This is a genomic window from Chryseobacterium sp. HMWF035, from assembly GCF_003094695.1.
In the GTDB taxonomy this organism is placed as follows: Bacteria; Bacteroidota; Bacteroidia; order Flavobacteriales; family Weeksellaceae; genus Chryseobacterium; species Chryseobacterium gambrini.
The window spans coordinates 83,336-100,613 of sequence record NZ_QEHP01000005.1 but is presented as its reverse complement, the minus strand read 5'-3'; the positions used below and the strand labels follow the sequence as shown (position 1 = coordinate 100,613).

The 17,278-nt window shown below is 35.8% G+C and carries 13 protein-coding genes; 5 read left to right on the top strand and 8 right to left on the bottom strand.

What is annotated here, in order from left to right; translation table 11 throughout:
• Positions 1–201 precede the first annotated feature (201 nt).
• Positions 202–990: a GLPGLI family protein gene (locus DD829_RS00970; RefSeq protein ID WP_116547448.1), complete on the bottom strand. Its 789-nt coding sequence runs from the start codon at positions 988–990 to the stop codon at positions 202–204.
• Between the two features lie 45 nt (positions 991–1,035).
• A complete protein-coding gene (locus DD829_RS00965; RefSeq protein WP_116547447.1) occupies positions 1,036–1,242 on the bottom strand; it encodes a hypothetical protein in 207 nt (68 codons plus the stop codon).
• Positions 1,243–1,392: 150 nt separating this feature from the next.
• Here DD829_RS00965 and DD829_RS00960 point away from each other — a divergent pair, with 150 nt between their 5' ends.
• Complete coding sequence (locus DD829_RS00960) at positions 1,393–1,761, top strand: helix-turn-helix transcriptional regulator (RefSeq protein WP_116547446.1); 369 nt, start codon at positions 1,393–1,395, stop codon at positions 1,759–1,761.
• Positions 1,762–1,792: 31 nt separating this feature from the next.
• Here the strand turns inward: DD829_RS00960 and DD829_RS00955 are convergent, their stop codons facing one another.
• Positions 1,793–2,956, bottom strand: coding sequence for a class I SAM-dependent RNA methyltransferase (locus tag DD829_RS00955; RefSeq protein ID WP_108411487.1), 1,164 nt, complete (start codon positions 2,954–2,956; stop codon positions 1,793–1,795).
• Between the two features lie 122 nt (positions 2,957–3,078).
• Between DD829_RS00955 and DD829_RS00950 the strand changes: the two genes are divergently transcribed.
• From DD829_RS00950 to DD829_RS00940, 3 genes are all read left to right on the top strand, one after another.
• Positions 3,079–3,804, top strand: coding sequence for an SAM-dependent methyltransferase (locus DD829_RS00950; protein WP_108411486.1), 726 nt, complete (start codon positions 3,079–3,081; stop codon positions 3,802–3,804).
• Positions 3,805–3,806: 2 nt separating this feature from the next.
• On the top strand, positions 3,807–4,535 hold the full coding sequence (locus tag DD829_RS00945; RefSeq protein ID WP_108411488.1) for a ZIP family metal transporter: 729 nt from the start codon (positions 3,807–3,809) through the stop codon (positions 4,533–4,535).
• Positions 4,536–4,684: 149 nt separating this feature from the next.
• Positions 4,685–6,133, top strand: coding sequence for an IS1182 family transposase (locus tag DD829_RS00940; RefSeq protein ID WP_116547445.1), 1,449 nt, complete (start codon positions 4,685–4,687; stop codon positions 6,131–6,133).
• 233 nt (positions 6,134–6,366) lie between these two features.
• On the opposite strand, the gene DD829_RS00935 is transcribed toward DD829_RS00940, so the two are convergent.
• From DD829_RS00935 to rimP, 5 genes are all read right to left on the bottom strand, one after another.
• A complete protein-coding gene (locus tag DD829_RS00935; RefSeq protein ID WP_108411282.1) occupies positions 6,367–7,770 on the bottom strand; it encodes a RagB/SusD family nutrient uptake outer membrane protein in 1,404 nt (467 codons plus the stop codon).
• A gap of 12 nt (positions 7,771–7,782) precedes the next feature.
• Positions 7,783–10,620 carry a SusC/RagA family TonB-linked outer membrane protein gene (locus tag DD829_RS00930; RefSeq protein ID WP_116547444.1) on the bottom strand — a complete coding sequence of 946 codons (2,838 nt, stop codon included), beginning with the start codon at positions 10,618–10,620 and terminating at the stop codon, positions 7,783–7,785.
• A gap of 297 nt (positions 10,621–10,917) precedes the next feature.
• On the bottom strand, positions 10,918–13,944 hold the full coding sequence (gene infB / locus DD829_RS00925) for a translation initiation factor IF-2 (protein WP_108409621.1): 3,027 nt from the start codon (positions 13,942–13,944) through the stop codon (positions 10,918–10,920).
• An 80-nt stretch (positions 13,945–14,024) separates the two neighbouring features.
• Positions 14,025–15,260 carry a transcription termination factor NusA gene (gene nusA / locus DD829_RS00920; RefSeq protein ID WP_076391760.1) on the bottom strand — a complete coding sequence of 412 codons (1,236 nt, stop codon included), beginning with the start codon at positions 15,258–15,260 and terminating at the stop codon, positions 14,025–14,027.
• A 15-nt stretch (positions 15,261–15,275) separates the two neighbouring features.
• The gene (gene rimP / locus DD829_RS00915) at positions 15,276–15,743 is read right to left on the bottom strand and encodes a ribosome assembly cofactor RimP (protein ID WP_108409622.1); all 468 of its coding nucleotides are present in this window, start codon (positions 15,741–15,743) and stop codon (positions 15,276–15,278) included.
• 218 nt (positions 15,744–15,961) lie between these two features.
• Here rimP and DD829_RS00910 point away from each other — a divergent pair, with 218 nt between their 5' ends.
• Complete coding sequence (locus tag DD829_RS00910; protein WP_108409626.1) at positions 15,962–17,275, top strand: UDP-glucose dehydrogenase family protein; 1,314 nt, start codon at positions 15,962–15,964, stop codon at positions 17,273–17,275.
• Positions 17,276–17,278: the final 3 nt, after the last annotated feature.

The window sequence follows — 17,278 nt, the reverse complement described above, 5'->3', positions numbered from 1 at the left end:
GCCTTTATTCATCTTTTTTTCTACCTGATCCTACAGAAAATATCCACTGTAAAAGATCTAAAATAAGTTCTATAAAATCAAAGGCATTCCAAGACATAATATTTAATTTTAACAAAAATAAAAAACCTTCCGAATAATGAAAGGTTTTATTATCATACTTCTACCTGATTTTATGAAATATCTAATTATAAAATTTACATATCAAAAAATACTGAGTTCAATAGGATTATATCTCTTCGCTTTTTCTGAACTTTTCTTTATTAATAATTGTCTTGTTTCCTCATCGCCTATATGTTCTAAATATTTATTAGGATTACCCATTTCTTTTCTTTTGTAATCAAAAATTTTTTGTTTCTGTATGGCTTCTGCTTTTGAATTCATGTTTGCGGACTTGCAGAGATATTTTCTTTTTCCAAATTTATACAACGTAAAAACATAATCTTTTTTGTCATCGAAAACCTCTAAAATCAATCCCGGTAATTTACTGAATTTGTAAGGACCATAAGGAAAAGGTATTTCATTCGTGAAATACGCAGTCCACGTTCTGCCATATTTTTTAGCCGTAGCTTTTTGACATTTATATTTTCCGATTTTTTTATATTCATTTTCCAACTTCCAATTCATATCATTACTTTCTTCATATTTATAGTTCTTCCCTGAAATGGGTACGGTAACATATATTTTAGCTGAGGTAATGCCTATATTTTCATCAAATGGAGTAAAATATCTTAAATAGTCATTATAGCTACTTTTATCATTTAATTTTCTCTCATATTTTAAAGAATCACTGACGTATTTGTTTAGATTTTTAAAATACGATTCTTCCCTGTTCATTAATAAAGCAAATGCCGCGTCCTGAGTAGGTGCATTTGGTATATTTTGGTCTTTATAAGCTAATTTATAATCTGCTTCATATTCAACATTAAAAGACGTTTGAGATTTGCCTATAAACGAAATAAAAATAAGGCAGAAAAAAAGTACTTGTTTCATTGGTTTATTTTAAAAGGCAATCCGTTACTTAGATTGCCTCATTGGTTAATGTGAATAAATTATAATATGAGATGGCCAAACATCACATAAATCATAATTGATTTGCGCTAGATAGTTTGCTAGTTGTTGATTAGTCATTCCTCCGGTTCCGATAACTTCTACTGTTGTTTTTCCACAAGACGGACGAAATGGAAATGCAAATACAGTTGATATTCCTAAAAATACCATACTAAACATAAGTGCTTTTTTCATAATTGTTTTTTTAATTGTTGATAAAAATTTTCTTTAAAGTTCTTCCGGAAAACTTCCATACAAATCTATATCCCTAACTAATAAAAACCAAATTTAAATTATTCGAATTTATTCGCATAATTTTGTTTTATATTTGTGAAAAATATTTCTATGATAAAAGAAAAATTAATCAAGGCAAGAAAAGAAAGAAATTTCTCTCAACAGGATATTGCCGAACATCTTAAAATCAGCCAAACTCATTATCTTCGTAAAGAAAAAGGTGAAGTTGAGATTAAAGACGAAGAATGGGAACGTATCGCAAAATTACTGGACGTAGAAGTAGATGATATTAAACAATCTGAAAAAGAGAATTCAATTCATCAAAACTTTGAAAATAATTCCGGCAACTATATTGGAAGCAATAATATATATTGTAACGTTCCGGAATACCTGCTTGAAAACCAACAGGAATACATTTACTTACTGAAAAAAGAAATTCAGGAGTTAAAAGATAGAATTGCAAAGCTGGAACAGAAATAAAAAAACCTTCCGAAATTGGAAGGTTTTCACTTTATTTTTCTTCTAATTTATGAACTTTCTTCGTTCCCTCATACATTTCATACTGCAAAAATCTGGTTTCCAGTTTTCCGTTGAAAAGCTTGATTTTTCTTGACGGACGAAGACCGATTTTCTTCACCGCTTCCAGATCAGAAGAAATCAGCCATGCCAATGTATTCGGATAATGAGTTTTGAAAGTGTCGCCTATTTTCTTGTAAAAATCATCATCATTAATAGAAATTCTTTCGTCGTAAGGCGGATTGAAGACCATTAACAAAGGGAAAAGTTCTTTTTTGGAATCAAAGAAATTCTGTTTCTTCACTTCAATTACATCTTCCATTTCTGCTGCTTCGATGTTCATTCTTGCCGCATTCAGCATTCTTGCATCAATATCGTAGCCAACGATCTTTCCGGTAAACTCTTTCACCCTGTTGATTCTGAATTCTTTAATCTTGGTAAAAAGATCCGCATCATAATTTTTCCAGTTCTGGAAAGCAAATCTCCTTCTGAAAATCTGCGCCGGAAGATCCAAAGCAATCATTGCCGCTTCTATTAAAAGTGTTCCCGAACCGCACATCGGATCAAGGAAATTACCTTTCCCGTCCCAACCTGCAAGTTGAAGCATTCCGCTTGCCAGAACTTCATTAATCGGAGCTTCTCCCTGCTCTCTTCTGTATCCTCTCTTAAACAAAGGATCTCCCGAAGAATCCAGAGAAATGGTAATTAACTCTCTGTCGATATGAAGGTGGAATTTAATATCCGGATTTTTGGTTTCTACATTCGGGCGCTTTTTGAATTTTTCCTGAAAATAATCCACAATAGCATCTTTCATTTTCAGCGTTACGAACTGAGAATGCTTAAATGTTTCAGAATTTACCGTAGAATCAATTGCAAAAGACTGATCCACATCCATAAATTCTTCCCAGTTGAATTTAAAAAGCCTGTCGTAAAACTGGTGCTGATTGAAAGCTTTAAATTCGTGAATCGGAACCAAAATTTTCAAAGCCGTTCTCGCAGAGTAATTGATCTTGTATAAAAAGCCTAAATCTCCTTCACAGTTTACCGCACGGTTTTTAACCTCAACTTTTCTTCCTCCCAGCTTTTTGATCTCTTCCGCCAAAATCTGTTCCAGCCCAAAGAATGTTTTTATCTGAATCTGTATATTCTCTATATCCATACTGCAAAAATAGCAATTTTAGTCGTTGGTTGTCAGATTATAGTTTACAGAAATCGCTGCAACTACAAAAACCATGGGTTCACAAAAGCAGACAATCGCTCAAAAAACACTATTTTTGCAGTATGGAATGGTTTGAATCTTGGTTTGACACCCCTTATTATCATGTACTGTACAGCAACAGAGACTATACAGAAGCGGAAAATTTTATTACAAAACTTACTGCAGAACTACAGCTTCCGCCGAACTCAAAAATCATCGATCTGGCTTGTGGTAAGGGAAGACATTCGGTTTTTCTTAATAAGCTTGGGTATGATGTTTTGGGACTTGATCTTTCCAGACAGAGTATAGAATTCGATAAGCAGTTTGAGAATCAGACCTTGCTTTTTGATGTTCACGACATGAGAAACCCGATTGATGCAGATCCGATGGACGCTGTTTTCAATCTTTTTACAAGCTTCGGATATTTTGATAATGAAAATGACGACAAAAAAGTTTTTCAGTCCGTTTATAATGTATTAAAACCGGGCGGATATTTTGTTCTGGATTATCTGAATGAAGAATACGTAAGAAAAAGCATTGTTCCGGAATCTACCATCATTCGCGGAGATATTGAGTTTAAAATAAAAAAGAAAATCGAGGGCAGACATATTGTAAAAGACATTCAATTTGAAGCAGACGGAAAGCCGTATCATTTCTTCGAAAAAGTAAAACTTCATACGTTGGATGCCATCAATTCCTATGCAACTGAATGTGGTTTTGAGAGAGTAAAAATCTGGGGAGATTACCAACTGAACGATTTTAATAAGGATACTTCTCCGCGTTGCATTAATTTATTCAAGAAAAAATAATGATTACCGTACTTTTACTGGTGTTAAGCGTTATTACAGGAGTATTTCTGGGAAAACATTTTGGTAAAAAAGAAAAACTGGCAAAAAATCTGTTGATTTTAAGTGCCGGATTTCTGATTACCATTTGTCTGAATGAAGTATTTCCGCAGGTTTATACCTCAGAAACAGGAAGCAGTCTGGGCATTTTCGTGATCGCCGGAGTTTTACTGCAAATGATTCTTGAAGCTCTAACCAAAGGTTTTGAACACGGACATTTTCATCATCACAGCGAACATAATATTTTGCCTGTTGCTTTAATGGTGGGACTTTTTATCCATGCTTTTATTGAGGGAATTCCTTTAGCGAACGAAGAACAGGAATTATCGCCTTATCTTTTGGGAATTGTTTTTCACAATCTTCCGATATCTTTCATTTTGGGCGCGTTTTTGTTTAACCGAAAAGATGAATCGAAATCTAACCCCTCTTATCCTTCCTTATTAATTGTTGCACTTTTTGCACTTGCTTCACCTTTGGGAATGCTGCTCGGAAATTACTTCAATCCCGATCTTCAGCCTTATTTTCTGGCTATTGTAGGAGGAATTTTCCTTCATATTTCTTCGGTAATTATCTTTGAAAGCAATAAGAACCATAACATCGACTGGCTAAAAATAGGGCTTGTGATTTTAGGGGTTTCTTTAGCTTTGGTCATGCATCTTTTTCACAGTCATGATCACGTAGGACATCACCATTAATTAATTTAATTTTCTAAAATAAAAAAGCTCCGAACGTAAATGAGGTCACTGAAAAACTAAATTTTCATTAACCCATAAAAAAGGAGTGTAAAACGTATAGTTTTACGCTCCTTCTTTGTATATTAACACTATATTCAAGAGTAAAGCAGATGTTAATACAGCAGCAAAAAATTCAGTTGAGTTCCTATTCGGGGTTGTATGATTTGATTGTTCCGAAAGACAATCTTCTTCGGAAAATTAATGAACTGATTGATTTTTCATTTATCTATGAAGAACTTTTAAATAAATACTGTTCAAATAACGGGCGCCATGCAGAAAGCCCTGTGCGAATGTTTAAATATCTTTTGCTGAAAAGCATTTACACGGTTTCTGATGTGGATGTGGTGGAGCGTTCGCGCTACGATATGTCGTTTAAGTATTTTTTGGAAATGACACCTGAAGAGGAAGTTATTAATCCAAGCTCGCTTACAAAATTCAGAAAACTGCGTCTTAAAGACACTGATCTGCTGAATCTTTTGATCGGTAAAACCGTAACGATTGCGATTGAAAAAGGGATTATCAAATCCAAATCTATTATTGTAGATGCCACACACACTTTGTCTAGAAGCAACCCTTTTTCTACGATTGAAGTATTGAGAGAACGTTCTAAACTGCTTCGGAAAGCCGTTTATCAGTTTGATGAAGCCTTTAAAAGCAAGATGCCTTCAAAAAACACGGATAATGATTTGACTAAAGAACTTAAGTACTGCAAAGAGCTGGAAAAAGCAATTGAAAACGAACCCTCTATAAGTGAAATCCCTTCGGTAAAGGAGAAACTAAACCTTTTGAAGGAATTGGTGGAAGACACGGGTGAGGAAATGATTTTTTCCAAAGATACGGATGCCAAAACAGGTCATAAATCTGCTGACAGTTCATTTTTCGGCTACAAAACACATCTGGCAATGAGCGAAGAGCGGATCATTACGGCAGCGGTGGTCACCTCGGGAGAAAAAGGTGAGGGTCCTGAATTGCCGAAACTACTGCAGATGAGCCGGGATAATGGGATGGAAATAGACACTATTATTGGCGATTCCGCTTACAGCGGAAAGGAGAATCTGAAAATTGCAAAAAATCAGAATATCAAAGTCGTCGCCAGACTGAATCCCTCCATTACCCCAGGTTTTAGAAAAGACGAAGACAGATTTGATTACAACAAAGATGCCGACCGGTTTGTTTGTCCTGCAGGACATTTGGCGATAAGAAAAGCACGGGGCGGAACCAGAAACGCGGGTAAAAATCAAGTAGATACCTATTATTTTGATGTTGAAAAGTGCAGGGTTTGTCCACTGAAAGAAGGCTGCTATAAGGATGGTGCAAAAAGTAAAACCTATTCTGTTTCCATCAAATCGGAATTACATCAGGATCAAATGGCTTTTCAGCAAAGCGATTATTACAAAGAAAAATCGAAACACCGCTATAAAATCGAAGCCAAAAACAGCGAACTGAAAAATGTACACGGCTATCAAAGAGCCACTTCTTACGGCATAGAAAATATGCAGATGCAGGGCGCAATGGCTATTTTCGCAGTCAATCTGAAGAGAATCCTGAAATTATTGTAGAGAAAATAAATCTCTGTACCGAATTTTCAAAATCAATTGCAATAAGATTAAAATCACCACTCAAAAAAATCAAAAAAACAACTTCCCAAAAAAAATAAAAAGCTTATTACGGATTTTTAAATCTTGTAATAAGCTCTTATTTTTCATCCTAAATGAATAGGCTGCCGTAAGATGCAAGGTTTTTCAGTGACCTCTTGAATTGCGGGGTTTGATATATTTATTTTTATTAAATATTAATTAGAATATCCAGGATTTTGCACTACGGGTGTACCTGGCACATTTATTTCTGCGCGAGGGATGGGGAAAGCTAACAAATTATTCCCAACATTTCTCACTGTACCTGCAACACCAGAAGTATTTCTCTGTGTGATTGATTGTCCTCTTCTTAACAGATCAAACATACCAAAGCCTTCTCCTACAAATTCTTTTTTCTTTTCCTGATAAATATCGTTAAGAGTTACAGAGGTAACAGGAACATAATTTAAAATTCGGTTTTGTAAAATAAGATTGTAATATGTTACAGCTTTACTTGGTGTACCTCCTGCATTTAATTCCGCTTCAGCTCCATTTAAAAGAGCTTCTTCATATCTAACCAATTTGATATTATCAAATGTATTTATATATTTTCCATTTAAAACAAGCCCTGTCGTAATACCTGCTAATCTAATATCATTTGCATTATAAGATGCTCTTAAAGCAGATAAAACTTTCATATTTCCATATCCATTTGGTGCAACTAATAGTTTGTATGATGTAGAAGTTGTCCCTAAATCACCAAGTGTACCTATCGCTAATTCAAACATAGAATTTTGAGCTGAGCTACTTCTAAAACTATTTGCATAATCTCCTCTTCCTATAACTGAATATTTGTTTGCTGCAACAATTTCGTTAACAAGAGTTCTAACTCTAGCATAATCTCCTTTGTAAAGATAATATCTTGACATTAAAGTCTTTACTGATATTGTATTTAATACTGTTTTATCTGTAGCGTCTAAGGTTGGGCTCATTAAAATAAGAGCTTGATCGAAATCACTCTCAATTTGAGTACGCGTTTGCGCTACAGATGATCTAGCTTGCAATGATGTAGGATCATATTTTGTAGGAACAACAACTCCAAGAGTTCCTCCGGCATACTCCTGACCATAAAGCCTTAATGCATCAAATAAAGCTAAAGCTCTTGCTGCATAAGATTGTCCTTTCAAATAATTAGCTTTAGCAGTAATGGTTGCAGGATCAGAACTTACTTTCCACGTAAGAGGCGAAGCAGGCTGATTATTAATAACAGTATTTGCTAAGGCAATTACTCTGTACATTTGCGTATAAGGACCTGACGCATAAGCATCATTTGATAACATTGAATAGTTGCTTACTGTATTATAATAACCGCTCGCATTATTAGAAAACATATTATCACTTCTGATTTCAGCAATCATAGGAAAATCACAACCATAATAAGAAGCACTTCTCATCGCGTTGTATTGTCCTCTTACTGTTGACTCCATTTCTTCAATTGAAACTAAAGGTCTTTGCTCTATAGATTGAAAAAATTCGGTTTCTATAAAGTCATTGCTACAAGAAGTCAATAAAGTTCCTGCAGACAAGCATATAAATGCATATTTTAATATATTATTTTTCATTTTTTAAGTTATTTAAAATTGCAGATTAAAGCCTAATGAATAAGTCTTTTGAATTGGTAAATTAAGATTATTTGTTGTATTCAAATTGTTTTCAGGATCAAATCTTAAGGTATCATCATATAAGTGAGTCCAAATGTTATTTCCTTGTACGTATACTTCAAAACCATTCATCCCAGTTCCTTTGAGCATTTCTGCGCTAAATTTATATCCAATTTTGATATTACTTAATCTTAAGTAGTCTGTTTTTGATAAATATCTTGTTGAAATTCTATTTGACAAAGTTGAATTACCATAAATAGGTTTTGGATTTGCAGCATTAGGATTTTCAGGTGTCCAGAAATCAAGCTGATCCGTACTACCGGCATAATTGTAACTATATTGTCCGTCTGACTGTGTATAATTCGCCCAATCATTAATCACTTTACCACCAAAACCAAAAGTAGCTAATGCCTCTAATGAAAAGCCCTTATACACGACTCTTGTATTTACTCCTCCATAATATTTTGCAAAATTACTACCCTGAACAGCTAATTGTGCATCATTATAATTTGATGTTGTTTCTCCATCCACTCCATTTTTATACCAAAGTGCATTTCCGTTTGAAGGGTCAACACCAGCCCATTTTCTCATATAATAAGTACCAACAGCTTCACCTTCCCTTAAAATTGTAGAACCTGAAATAATATCTTGTCCTCCATATAGTGATGTAATTTCATTTTTAAGTGTACTGAAATTACCTCCTAAAGACCAATATAAATTATCGTTATTTATAATTTCTCCATTAACTGCTAATTCTAATCCTTTATTGACTAAAGATCCTATATTTCTATCCATCGAAGCTAATCCCTGCGCCAATGAAAGAGGCTGTGCAAAAACCAAATCCTTAGTTTCCTTGTTATAATATTCAACTGTGAAGGTCAATCTATTCTTAAATAAACCAGCATCTATCCCAACACTCAATGGGTTAATTGTTTCCCATCTTAAATCAGGATTATATACCCCTCCGTAGGTTGCAGCAGCTAAATCATTATAATTTGTTGTAAACGAATAAAGCGAGTACGGACTACTTGAAATTTGGTTTCCAACCTTACCATATGAAGCTCTTAATTTAAATAATGAAATTTTATCTAAACTTTTTACAAAGTTTATTCTTGCTAAATCAACTGCCAAACCAAATGAATAAAAATCTCCCCATTTTTGATCAGGTGTAAAATTAGAAAGCGCATCTCTTCTGTAAGCTGCATCTAGAGTTACTAACCTATCGTAGTTGTAATTGATCGTAGCCGCATATCCAGTTCTTGAACTCTTACCCCTTTCTCCTAAAAATGAAGCAGGTTTAACGAAGTTGCTTAATGATTCCAAAGTAGGCGAACCAACTGAAGTTGCACTTGCACCAACTGCATGATTCTGTCTCTGATATGCTTCCTGAATTAAACGTAAATCAAAGTTATTTTTCTCACCTACTTTGAAATTATAGCTTAATACGTTCTGTAGATTCCAGTTAAAAAACCTTTCAATAGATTCTGTTTTTCTACCATTTACCTGATATCCGTCACCATGGATTGGATTTAAATAAGTATTATTTTCTACATTTAAAAATTCTCCACCTAGAACGAATCTATAGTTTAAATTCTTTAGAATCTTATAGTCTGCATTTACATTTGCAAATATTCTTGCAGTTTCAGCTCTATAATAATTGTGATCAGCCAAATAAGCATTATTAAACAAATTATTACTCAACCTACCTGCAACACCTAAGTTATAGCTTCCATCTGCGTTATATGCAGCATCAGTTGGTCTGGCAAACAATTCTGTCAATATAGGATTTGAAAAAGCCCCTCCGTTGTTCAAAGTATTTATTTTACTGTACGCCATCTGAACATCAGAACCTATTTTCAGTCTTTCAGAGGCATCATAATTTACTTTACTTGTGAAAGCCATTCTTTTAAAATCAGACCCCTTTATTTCACTTTCCTGTAAGAAATAACTCGCTGAGTTATAGTATGTAACTTTATCATTACCACCACTAATTGAAGCATTGACTGACTGTTGATAAGCAGATCTGCTTAAAGCTTTTCTCCAGTCCGTATTATTTGCTGTGGTATAAATATTCTGAAGATCCGTACCATACTTTCCGCTAATTGCATTGGTAATAAATTGTTGAGGAGTAAAACCAGCTGCTTCGCCTAAAGCAGCAGGATTATTAGCAAACGTATATGATAATAAGTATCTGTATTGTTCAGTATTTAAACCTCTTTGTCCTTCTATTGCTCTAGAATTAGTACCATGTTCAAAATTGATATTAATTTTTGGCTTTCCTTTTTTACCAGACTTAGTCGTTATAATAACAACACCCGCTCCTGCGTCTGCTCCATAAACAGCTGTTGATGCAGCATCTTTCAGAACAGTCATACTTTCAATATCATCAGTATTTAGATTGGCTAAAGCATTTGCGGTAATTGCACTTCTGGTTAAATCTCCGGCAACAACTCTTACTCCATCAACGATATAAATAGGATTAACTCCACCATTAACCGAAGAAATACCTCTCACCCTAACGGTTGCAAAACCTCCGGGTTGTCCTGAGGCATTACCAGTTTGTACCCCAGAAACTCTACCCTGTAACATTTTATCAATTGATGCAACAGGCACATTTTCAATTGCGTCAGCCTTAATAGTACCTACAGCCCCAGTTAGTTCTGTAACGGTTTTCTTTTGCCCAAAACCAACCATTACTACTTCTTCGATCTGTTGTTCCTTTACAGTATCTTTCTTTGTTTTTTGCGCTATAGCTGTTCCTCCAATAAAAAAAAGGACTCCCGCGCTTAATACACGTAATTTCACATTCATATTAACAAGTTTAATATTTAACAAAAGCAAATATGTTAATAAATTTTAACATTAACAAATTTTTAACTTTTTATAATTTATTTAATCTAAAAAATCATTAAAAAAAATAAAAGCTTAGTATAAGTATTTTATTTTTTTGATTTAAAATTGATTTATTATTATGATTATTTGTTTAACAAATAAAACTTTAACATTTTAAAGCAAATTATCACTCAAATAATTTAGACTAATTATAAATAAAAAAATAATCCGACTCATTTAAGTCGGATTATCATCTCATATAGATAAAATATTATATTATTTTAACTTTTTCTTCACAGCAACCTCTTCATAAACTTCAAGAATGTCGCCCTGTTCGATATCGTTGTATCCTTTCAGGTTCAATCCGCATTCGTAACCTTTTGTTACTTCTTTTACGTCGTCTTTGAAACGTTTTAAACTTTCAAGTTCACCATCGAATTTCACGATGCCATCTCTAAGTAGGCGCACTTTAGACTGTCTTGTAACTTTTCCGGTAAGAACCATACAACCTGCAATAGTTCCCACTTTAGAAATTTTGAACACTTCACGAATCTCAACATTACCGATAACCTGCTCCTGAATTTCAGGAGAAAGCATTCCTTCCATCGCTTCTTTTACCTCATCAATCGCTTTATAGATGACAGAATAGGTTCTGATTTCAATTTCTTCACGGTCTGCAAGATCTTTAGCATTTGCTCCGGCTCTTACATTAAATCCAATAATAATAGCATCAGATGCTGCCGCTAAGTTGATATCAGATTCAGTGATCTGTCCGACACCAGAGTGAAGGATTTTCACGCTGATCTCTTCTGTTGATAATCTTTGTAACTGATCAGACAATGCTTCTACCGAACCATCTACGTCACCTTTAAGGATAATATTCAACTCTTTGAATTCTCCTAAAGCAATACGTCTACCCAATTCTTCAAGTGTCGTATGCTTTTTAGTTCTGATGGAAAGTTCTCTCTGAAGCTGTTCTCTCTTGTTGGCAATTGCTTTACCTTCACTTTCATCGGCGTAAACACGGAATTTATCTCCCGCTGTAGGCGCTCCGTCAAGACCTAAAATGGTAGCCGGAATTGAAGGACCTGCTTCTGTAAGGTTTTTCCCTCTTTCATCAAGCAAAGCTTTTACTTTACCATGGTTTTTACCAGCCACTACATAATCACCAACTTTTAAAGTTCCGGTCTGTACAAGCATTGTTGCAACATACCCTCTACCTTTATCCAAAGATGCTTCGATAACAACTCCGTTAGCGGAACGTTCCGGGTTTGCTTTTAACTCAAGCATTTCCGCCTGAAGCAATACCTTTTCAAGTAACGCATCTACATTATTACCAAATTTCGCTGAAATTTCCTGAGCCTGTACATTTCCTCCCCATTCTTCTACCAAAACTGATGGATTAAGACCGGAAAGCTGCTGACGGATGTTATCAGGATTCGCATTTGGTTTATCTACTTTATTGATGGCAATAATCATTGGAACTCCCGCTGCCTGTGCGTGAGAAATTGCTTCCTTCGTCTGCGGCATCACATCATCATCGGCAGCAATTACGATAATGGCAATATCGGTAACCTGCGCACCTCTTGCTCTCATCGCCGTAAAGGCTTCGTGACCCGGGGTATCTAAGAATGTAATTCTTTGTCCGTTTTCCAATTTTACATTATATGCTCCAATATGCTGCGTAATTCCTCCGGATTCACCGGCGATTACGTTTGTTTTTCTGACGTAGTCAAGCAATGATGTCTTACCGTGGTCTACGTGTCCCATTACTGTTACAATCGGAGCTCTTGGCAATAAATCTTCTTCAGAATCGATTTCCTCTTCTGCTTCAGATTCTCCAAGATCTGCATCAGAGAATTCTATTTTATATCCAAATTCATCTGCTACCAATAATAAGGTATCCGCTTCCAGCCTTTGGTTCATGGTAACCATTACTCCCAATGAGAAACAAGCAGAAATTACTTCTGTAGGAGACACGTTCATTAAACTCGCCAATTCACCAACCGTGATGAATTCGGTTACTTTTAATGTCCTGTCTGCTGCATCAATTTCCTGCTGACGCTCGTCCTGTTCTCTACGGAAGTTTCTCTTATCTTTTCTGTGCTTAGCAGATTTAGATTTACCTCCTTTATTTGTTAATTTTTCAAGGGTTTCCTTGATCTGGTTTTTAACTTGTTCATCCGTTAATTCAACAGGCATTGTTCTTTGACCCGGTCTGTTACCTCCTTGTCCGCCTCTGTTGAATCCACCTCTGTTTCCACCTTGTCCACCCTGACCTTGAGGACGGTTTCCTTGTCCGCCCTGGTTATTTCCAAAACGGTTTCCACCTTGACCTCCTTGTCCTTGTGGACGGTTTCCTTGTCCACCCTGACCTTGAGGACGATTTCCTTGTGCGCCCTGGTTATTTCCAAAACGGTTTCCACCTTGACCTCCCTGTCCTTGTGGACGGTTTCCTTGTCCCTGATTATTTCCTCCCTGTTGGTTATTGTTTCCACCCTGCTGATTTCCTCCGCCCGGTTTCTCAATTCTTTTTCTTTTCTTTTTAGCTCCCGCTCCCTGTTTAGGCGCAAACTGAGTTAAATCGATTTTTTCTCCAACAATTTTAGGACCATCAAGTTTTTGATAAACCGTTTCAATTTTTTGTGGTTCCTGAGATTCCTCTTCCGCTTTTGCAGGTTCAGCCGTTTTTTCTTCAACAGGTTTTGCAACAGGTTTTTCAGCAACAACAGGTTGCGGAGTTTCTTTTACAGGTTCTGCAGGTTTAGCCACAGGTTTTTCTTCTTCTTTTTTCTCTTCCGCTTTTGGTTTATCTTTTTTCACAGGTCTGTTTCTGGATTCGATCTGGGAAAGATCTATTTTATCCAAAACTTTAAATTCCTGTTTTTCAGGAGTTGCTTTTACTTCAGGAGCAGGCGCAACTTCTTCTTTTTTCTCTTCCACCACAGGCTGCGGTTTCGGAGCCGGAACTTCTTCAGCTTCAGGCTTTTTAGGTTCTAGATCTATTTTACCTAAAATTTTAGTTTCCGGTTTGTTAGCTTTAGCTCTTATTACTTCAGGGGTTTTCTTTTCTTCAATTTCCAGTTTTTCTTCCGGAACTTTCGTGATCACCACCTCATGGGAAGCTTTACGTTGCTCGCCGTCCTTGGCAAACTCAGCCTCCAATGCAGAATATGCCGCTTCTTCTAATTGAGCGTTAGGATTGCTTTCAACCTCAATGCCCTTTGATTGTAAAAATTCTACTAATCTGGACATCGAAATATTGAATTCCTTAACCGCTTTATTTAATCTAATTTTTGGCATCTATATTATTTACTATTTTTTTTAATTCTTAAAATTAAAGTATTTCTTTTTTACTGTTTATTAAAATTTATTTACAAATCTTAATCTTCGAATTCTTCTCTCAGAATACGTTTTACTTCTTCAATCGTTTCCTCTTCAAGGTCAACCATATTCAGTAAGCTTACAGTTTCCTTGTCTAAAACTGATTTTGCAGTAGTAAGACCTACTTTCTTAAATTCATCCAAAATCCACTGCTCGATATCGTCATTGAACTCTGTAAGCTCAACATCATCATCTTCGCTGGATTCTCTATGCACATCAATCTCATAACCTGTCAACCAAGAAGCAAGTCTGATATTCTGACCCTGTTTTCCGATTACCTTAGAAATCTCTTCAACCGGAGTGTATACTAAAGCATATTCCTGCTCCTCGTTGATGTCAATTTTATTGATGGTAACATTTCCTAAAGCTCTCTTCACCAAAATCTCAGGGTTTTTGGACCACTGAATAACATCGATGTTCTCATTTCTCAACTCTCTTACCACTCCATGAATTCTGGATCCTTTTACCCCTACACAAGCTCCTACCGGATCTATTCTGTCGTCGTAAGCATCTACTGCAATCTTCGCCTTTTCTCCAGGAATTCTTACTACTTTCTTAAGCATAATAGTTCCGTCCTGAATTTCAGGGATTTCCAGCTCTAATAGTTTTTCTAAGAATTTAGGTGCAGTTCTGGAAATAATAATCTGCGGTTTTGAACCTTTGAAATCTACTGTTTCAACAATAGCTCTGATATTCTCACCCTTTTTAAAGAAATCGGATGGAATCTGATTTTCTTTAGGCAAAATGAATTCGTTCCCCTCATCATCCAGCAAAATCACGTGCTTATGACGGATATGGTGGATCTCTCCTACTACAATCTCCCCGATTCTGTCTTTAAACTGCTCGTACAACATGGCATTGTTGTGCTCCTGCAATTTTGTAGCCAAGATCTGCTTTAAGGTAAGAATATTTCTTCTTCCCAACTGTGCAACAGGAATTTCCATCGTAAAATCTTCTCCCACTTCAAAAGTAGGGTCAATTTTCTTAGCTTCAGAGATCTCGATTTCCAAATCATCATCTTCGGACATTTCGTCCTCCACGATCGTTTTATTTAAAAATATCTGAAAATCTCCTTTATCAGGGTTTACAATCACATCAAAATGATCATCCGAATCATATCTTTTTCTCAAAAGTGTCTTCAGAGAATCTTCAATAATTGCCATAAGATCAATCTTACTGATCCCTTTTTCGTCTTTAAAATCACCGAAGGATTCAATCAACGCTATATTGTCCATTTATTCTTTTTTCTTTTAAAATTTAATTGTTACTAATGCTTTCTTAATCTCAGAGTACGGAATTTCTTTTTCCTCCTCCACATCCACTTTTCCTTTACCGATGTCTTTCGGCTTGCGGTAACGCAGGATGAGTGTGATCTTTTCTTCATCTACTTTTACCAGTTCGCCTTCCGTTTTGGTAGAGTCATTCAGTAAAACCTCAATTTCTCTTCCGATATTTTTTGCAAACTGTCTCGGAGTTGCCAAAGGCTCGCTTAATCCCGCAGACATTACCTGTAGGCTGAAATCATGCTCTTCCCTATCCATATTAAATTCAATCGCGCGGCTTGCATCAAGGCAGTCCTGTAAAGAAACACCGTTGTCACCATCCAAAATCACGGTGATGTCATCCCCCGCAGAAATCTTTAAATCGATTAGGAATAAATCTTTTCTGGTCTCGAGGAATTCATGTAATAATTCTTCAATTCTTTTTCTAAACTCCATAAAATATATAAAATCCTGATGTACGGTACGAAAAAAGGCTTTCTTGCGAAGGCCTTCCCATTTTTTCCGTAAATCCACTGCAAATATACGAATTTTTATTAAAAAAGCAAAACATCTTATTATCAACAGGATATGTATTGCTCATTTACCGGAAATTAAAGACGGGCGTGATAGTATTTTTAGTATTTTTGTGGTTGAATTTTTTAAAAACATACATTTTGAATATTACTATTGTAGGAACAGGTTATGTAGGACTGGTTACAGGAACCACTCTGGCAGAGCTTGGCAATTCAGTATACTGTGTAGATATTGATGAAAAAAAAGTAGAAGGTATGAAAAACGGCGTAGTTCCCATCTATGAGCCGAATCTTGAAGAGATGTTCCTGAGAAATATACAGGCTGAAAGATTATTTTTCACAACCAATTTAAAAGAAGCTCTGGATAAGAGTGAAGTTATTTATTTAGCCTTACCGACTCCTCCCGGAGAAGACGGTTCCGCCGATCTTTCCTATGTACTGAAAGTGGCGAACGATATTGGCGAAATGATGACGGAATACAAAGTTGTTGTCAATAAAAGCACCGTTCCCGTAGGAACAGCCGATAAAGTACGTGAAGTTATCGCTTCAAAAACGAAAATTCCTTTTGACGTGGTTTCGAATCCTGAATTTTTAAGGGAAGGGTTTGCCGTAGAGGATTCTATGAACCCGGCAAGGGTTGTTGTAGGAGCAAGCTCCGAAAAAGCACAGGAAATTATGGCTAAAATTTATCAGCCATTCACCAACACCGGAGTTCCTATTATTTTTATGGACGAAAAATCTTCTGAACTTACAAAATACGCAGCCAATTCATTCTTGGCAGTAAAAATTACTTTCATGAATGAAATTGCCAATTATTGTGAAAAAGTAGGCGCTGATGTAGACAAAGTAAGGCTTGGAATGGGAAGTGACGACAGAATCGGGCATCGGTTTTTATTCCCGGGCATCGGATATGGAGGAAGCTGTTTTCCGAAGGACGTGAAAGCATTGATAAAATCCGGAAAGCAGGAAGATTTTAATTTTCAGATTTTAGAAGCGACAGAAAATGTAAATATTGCCCAAAAAGTAATCCTTGTTTCGGAGATTGAAAAGTATTTCGGAGGAAATATCGAAGGAAAAACGGTCGCAATGTGGGGATTAGCCTTCAAAGCGAATACCGACGATATTCGTGAGGCTTCTTCTTTAGACAACATTGCGTTACTTCTGGAAAAAGGAGCAAAGATTGTTGCTTATGATTCGGTTGCAGAAAACAACGTAAAAAAAATATTAGGCGACAAAATTCAGTACGCAAAAAATATGTACGAAGCTCTGGACAATGCAGATGCTTTGTTTATCGCCACAGAATGGCCGGAATTCAAAAATCCGAATTTCGAAATGATGGCAAAAAGAATGAACAATAGGGTAATTTTCGATGGACGAAATATGTATCCGCTGGAAATTCCTGAGCAGAATGGTTTTTATTATAAAAGTATAGGACGTAAAACAGTTTTAAATTAATCA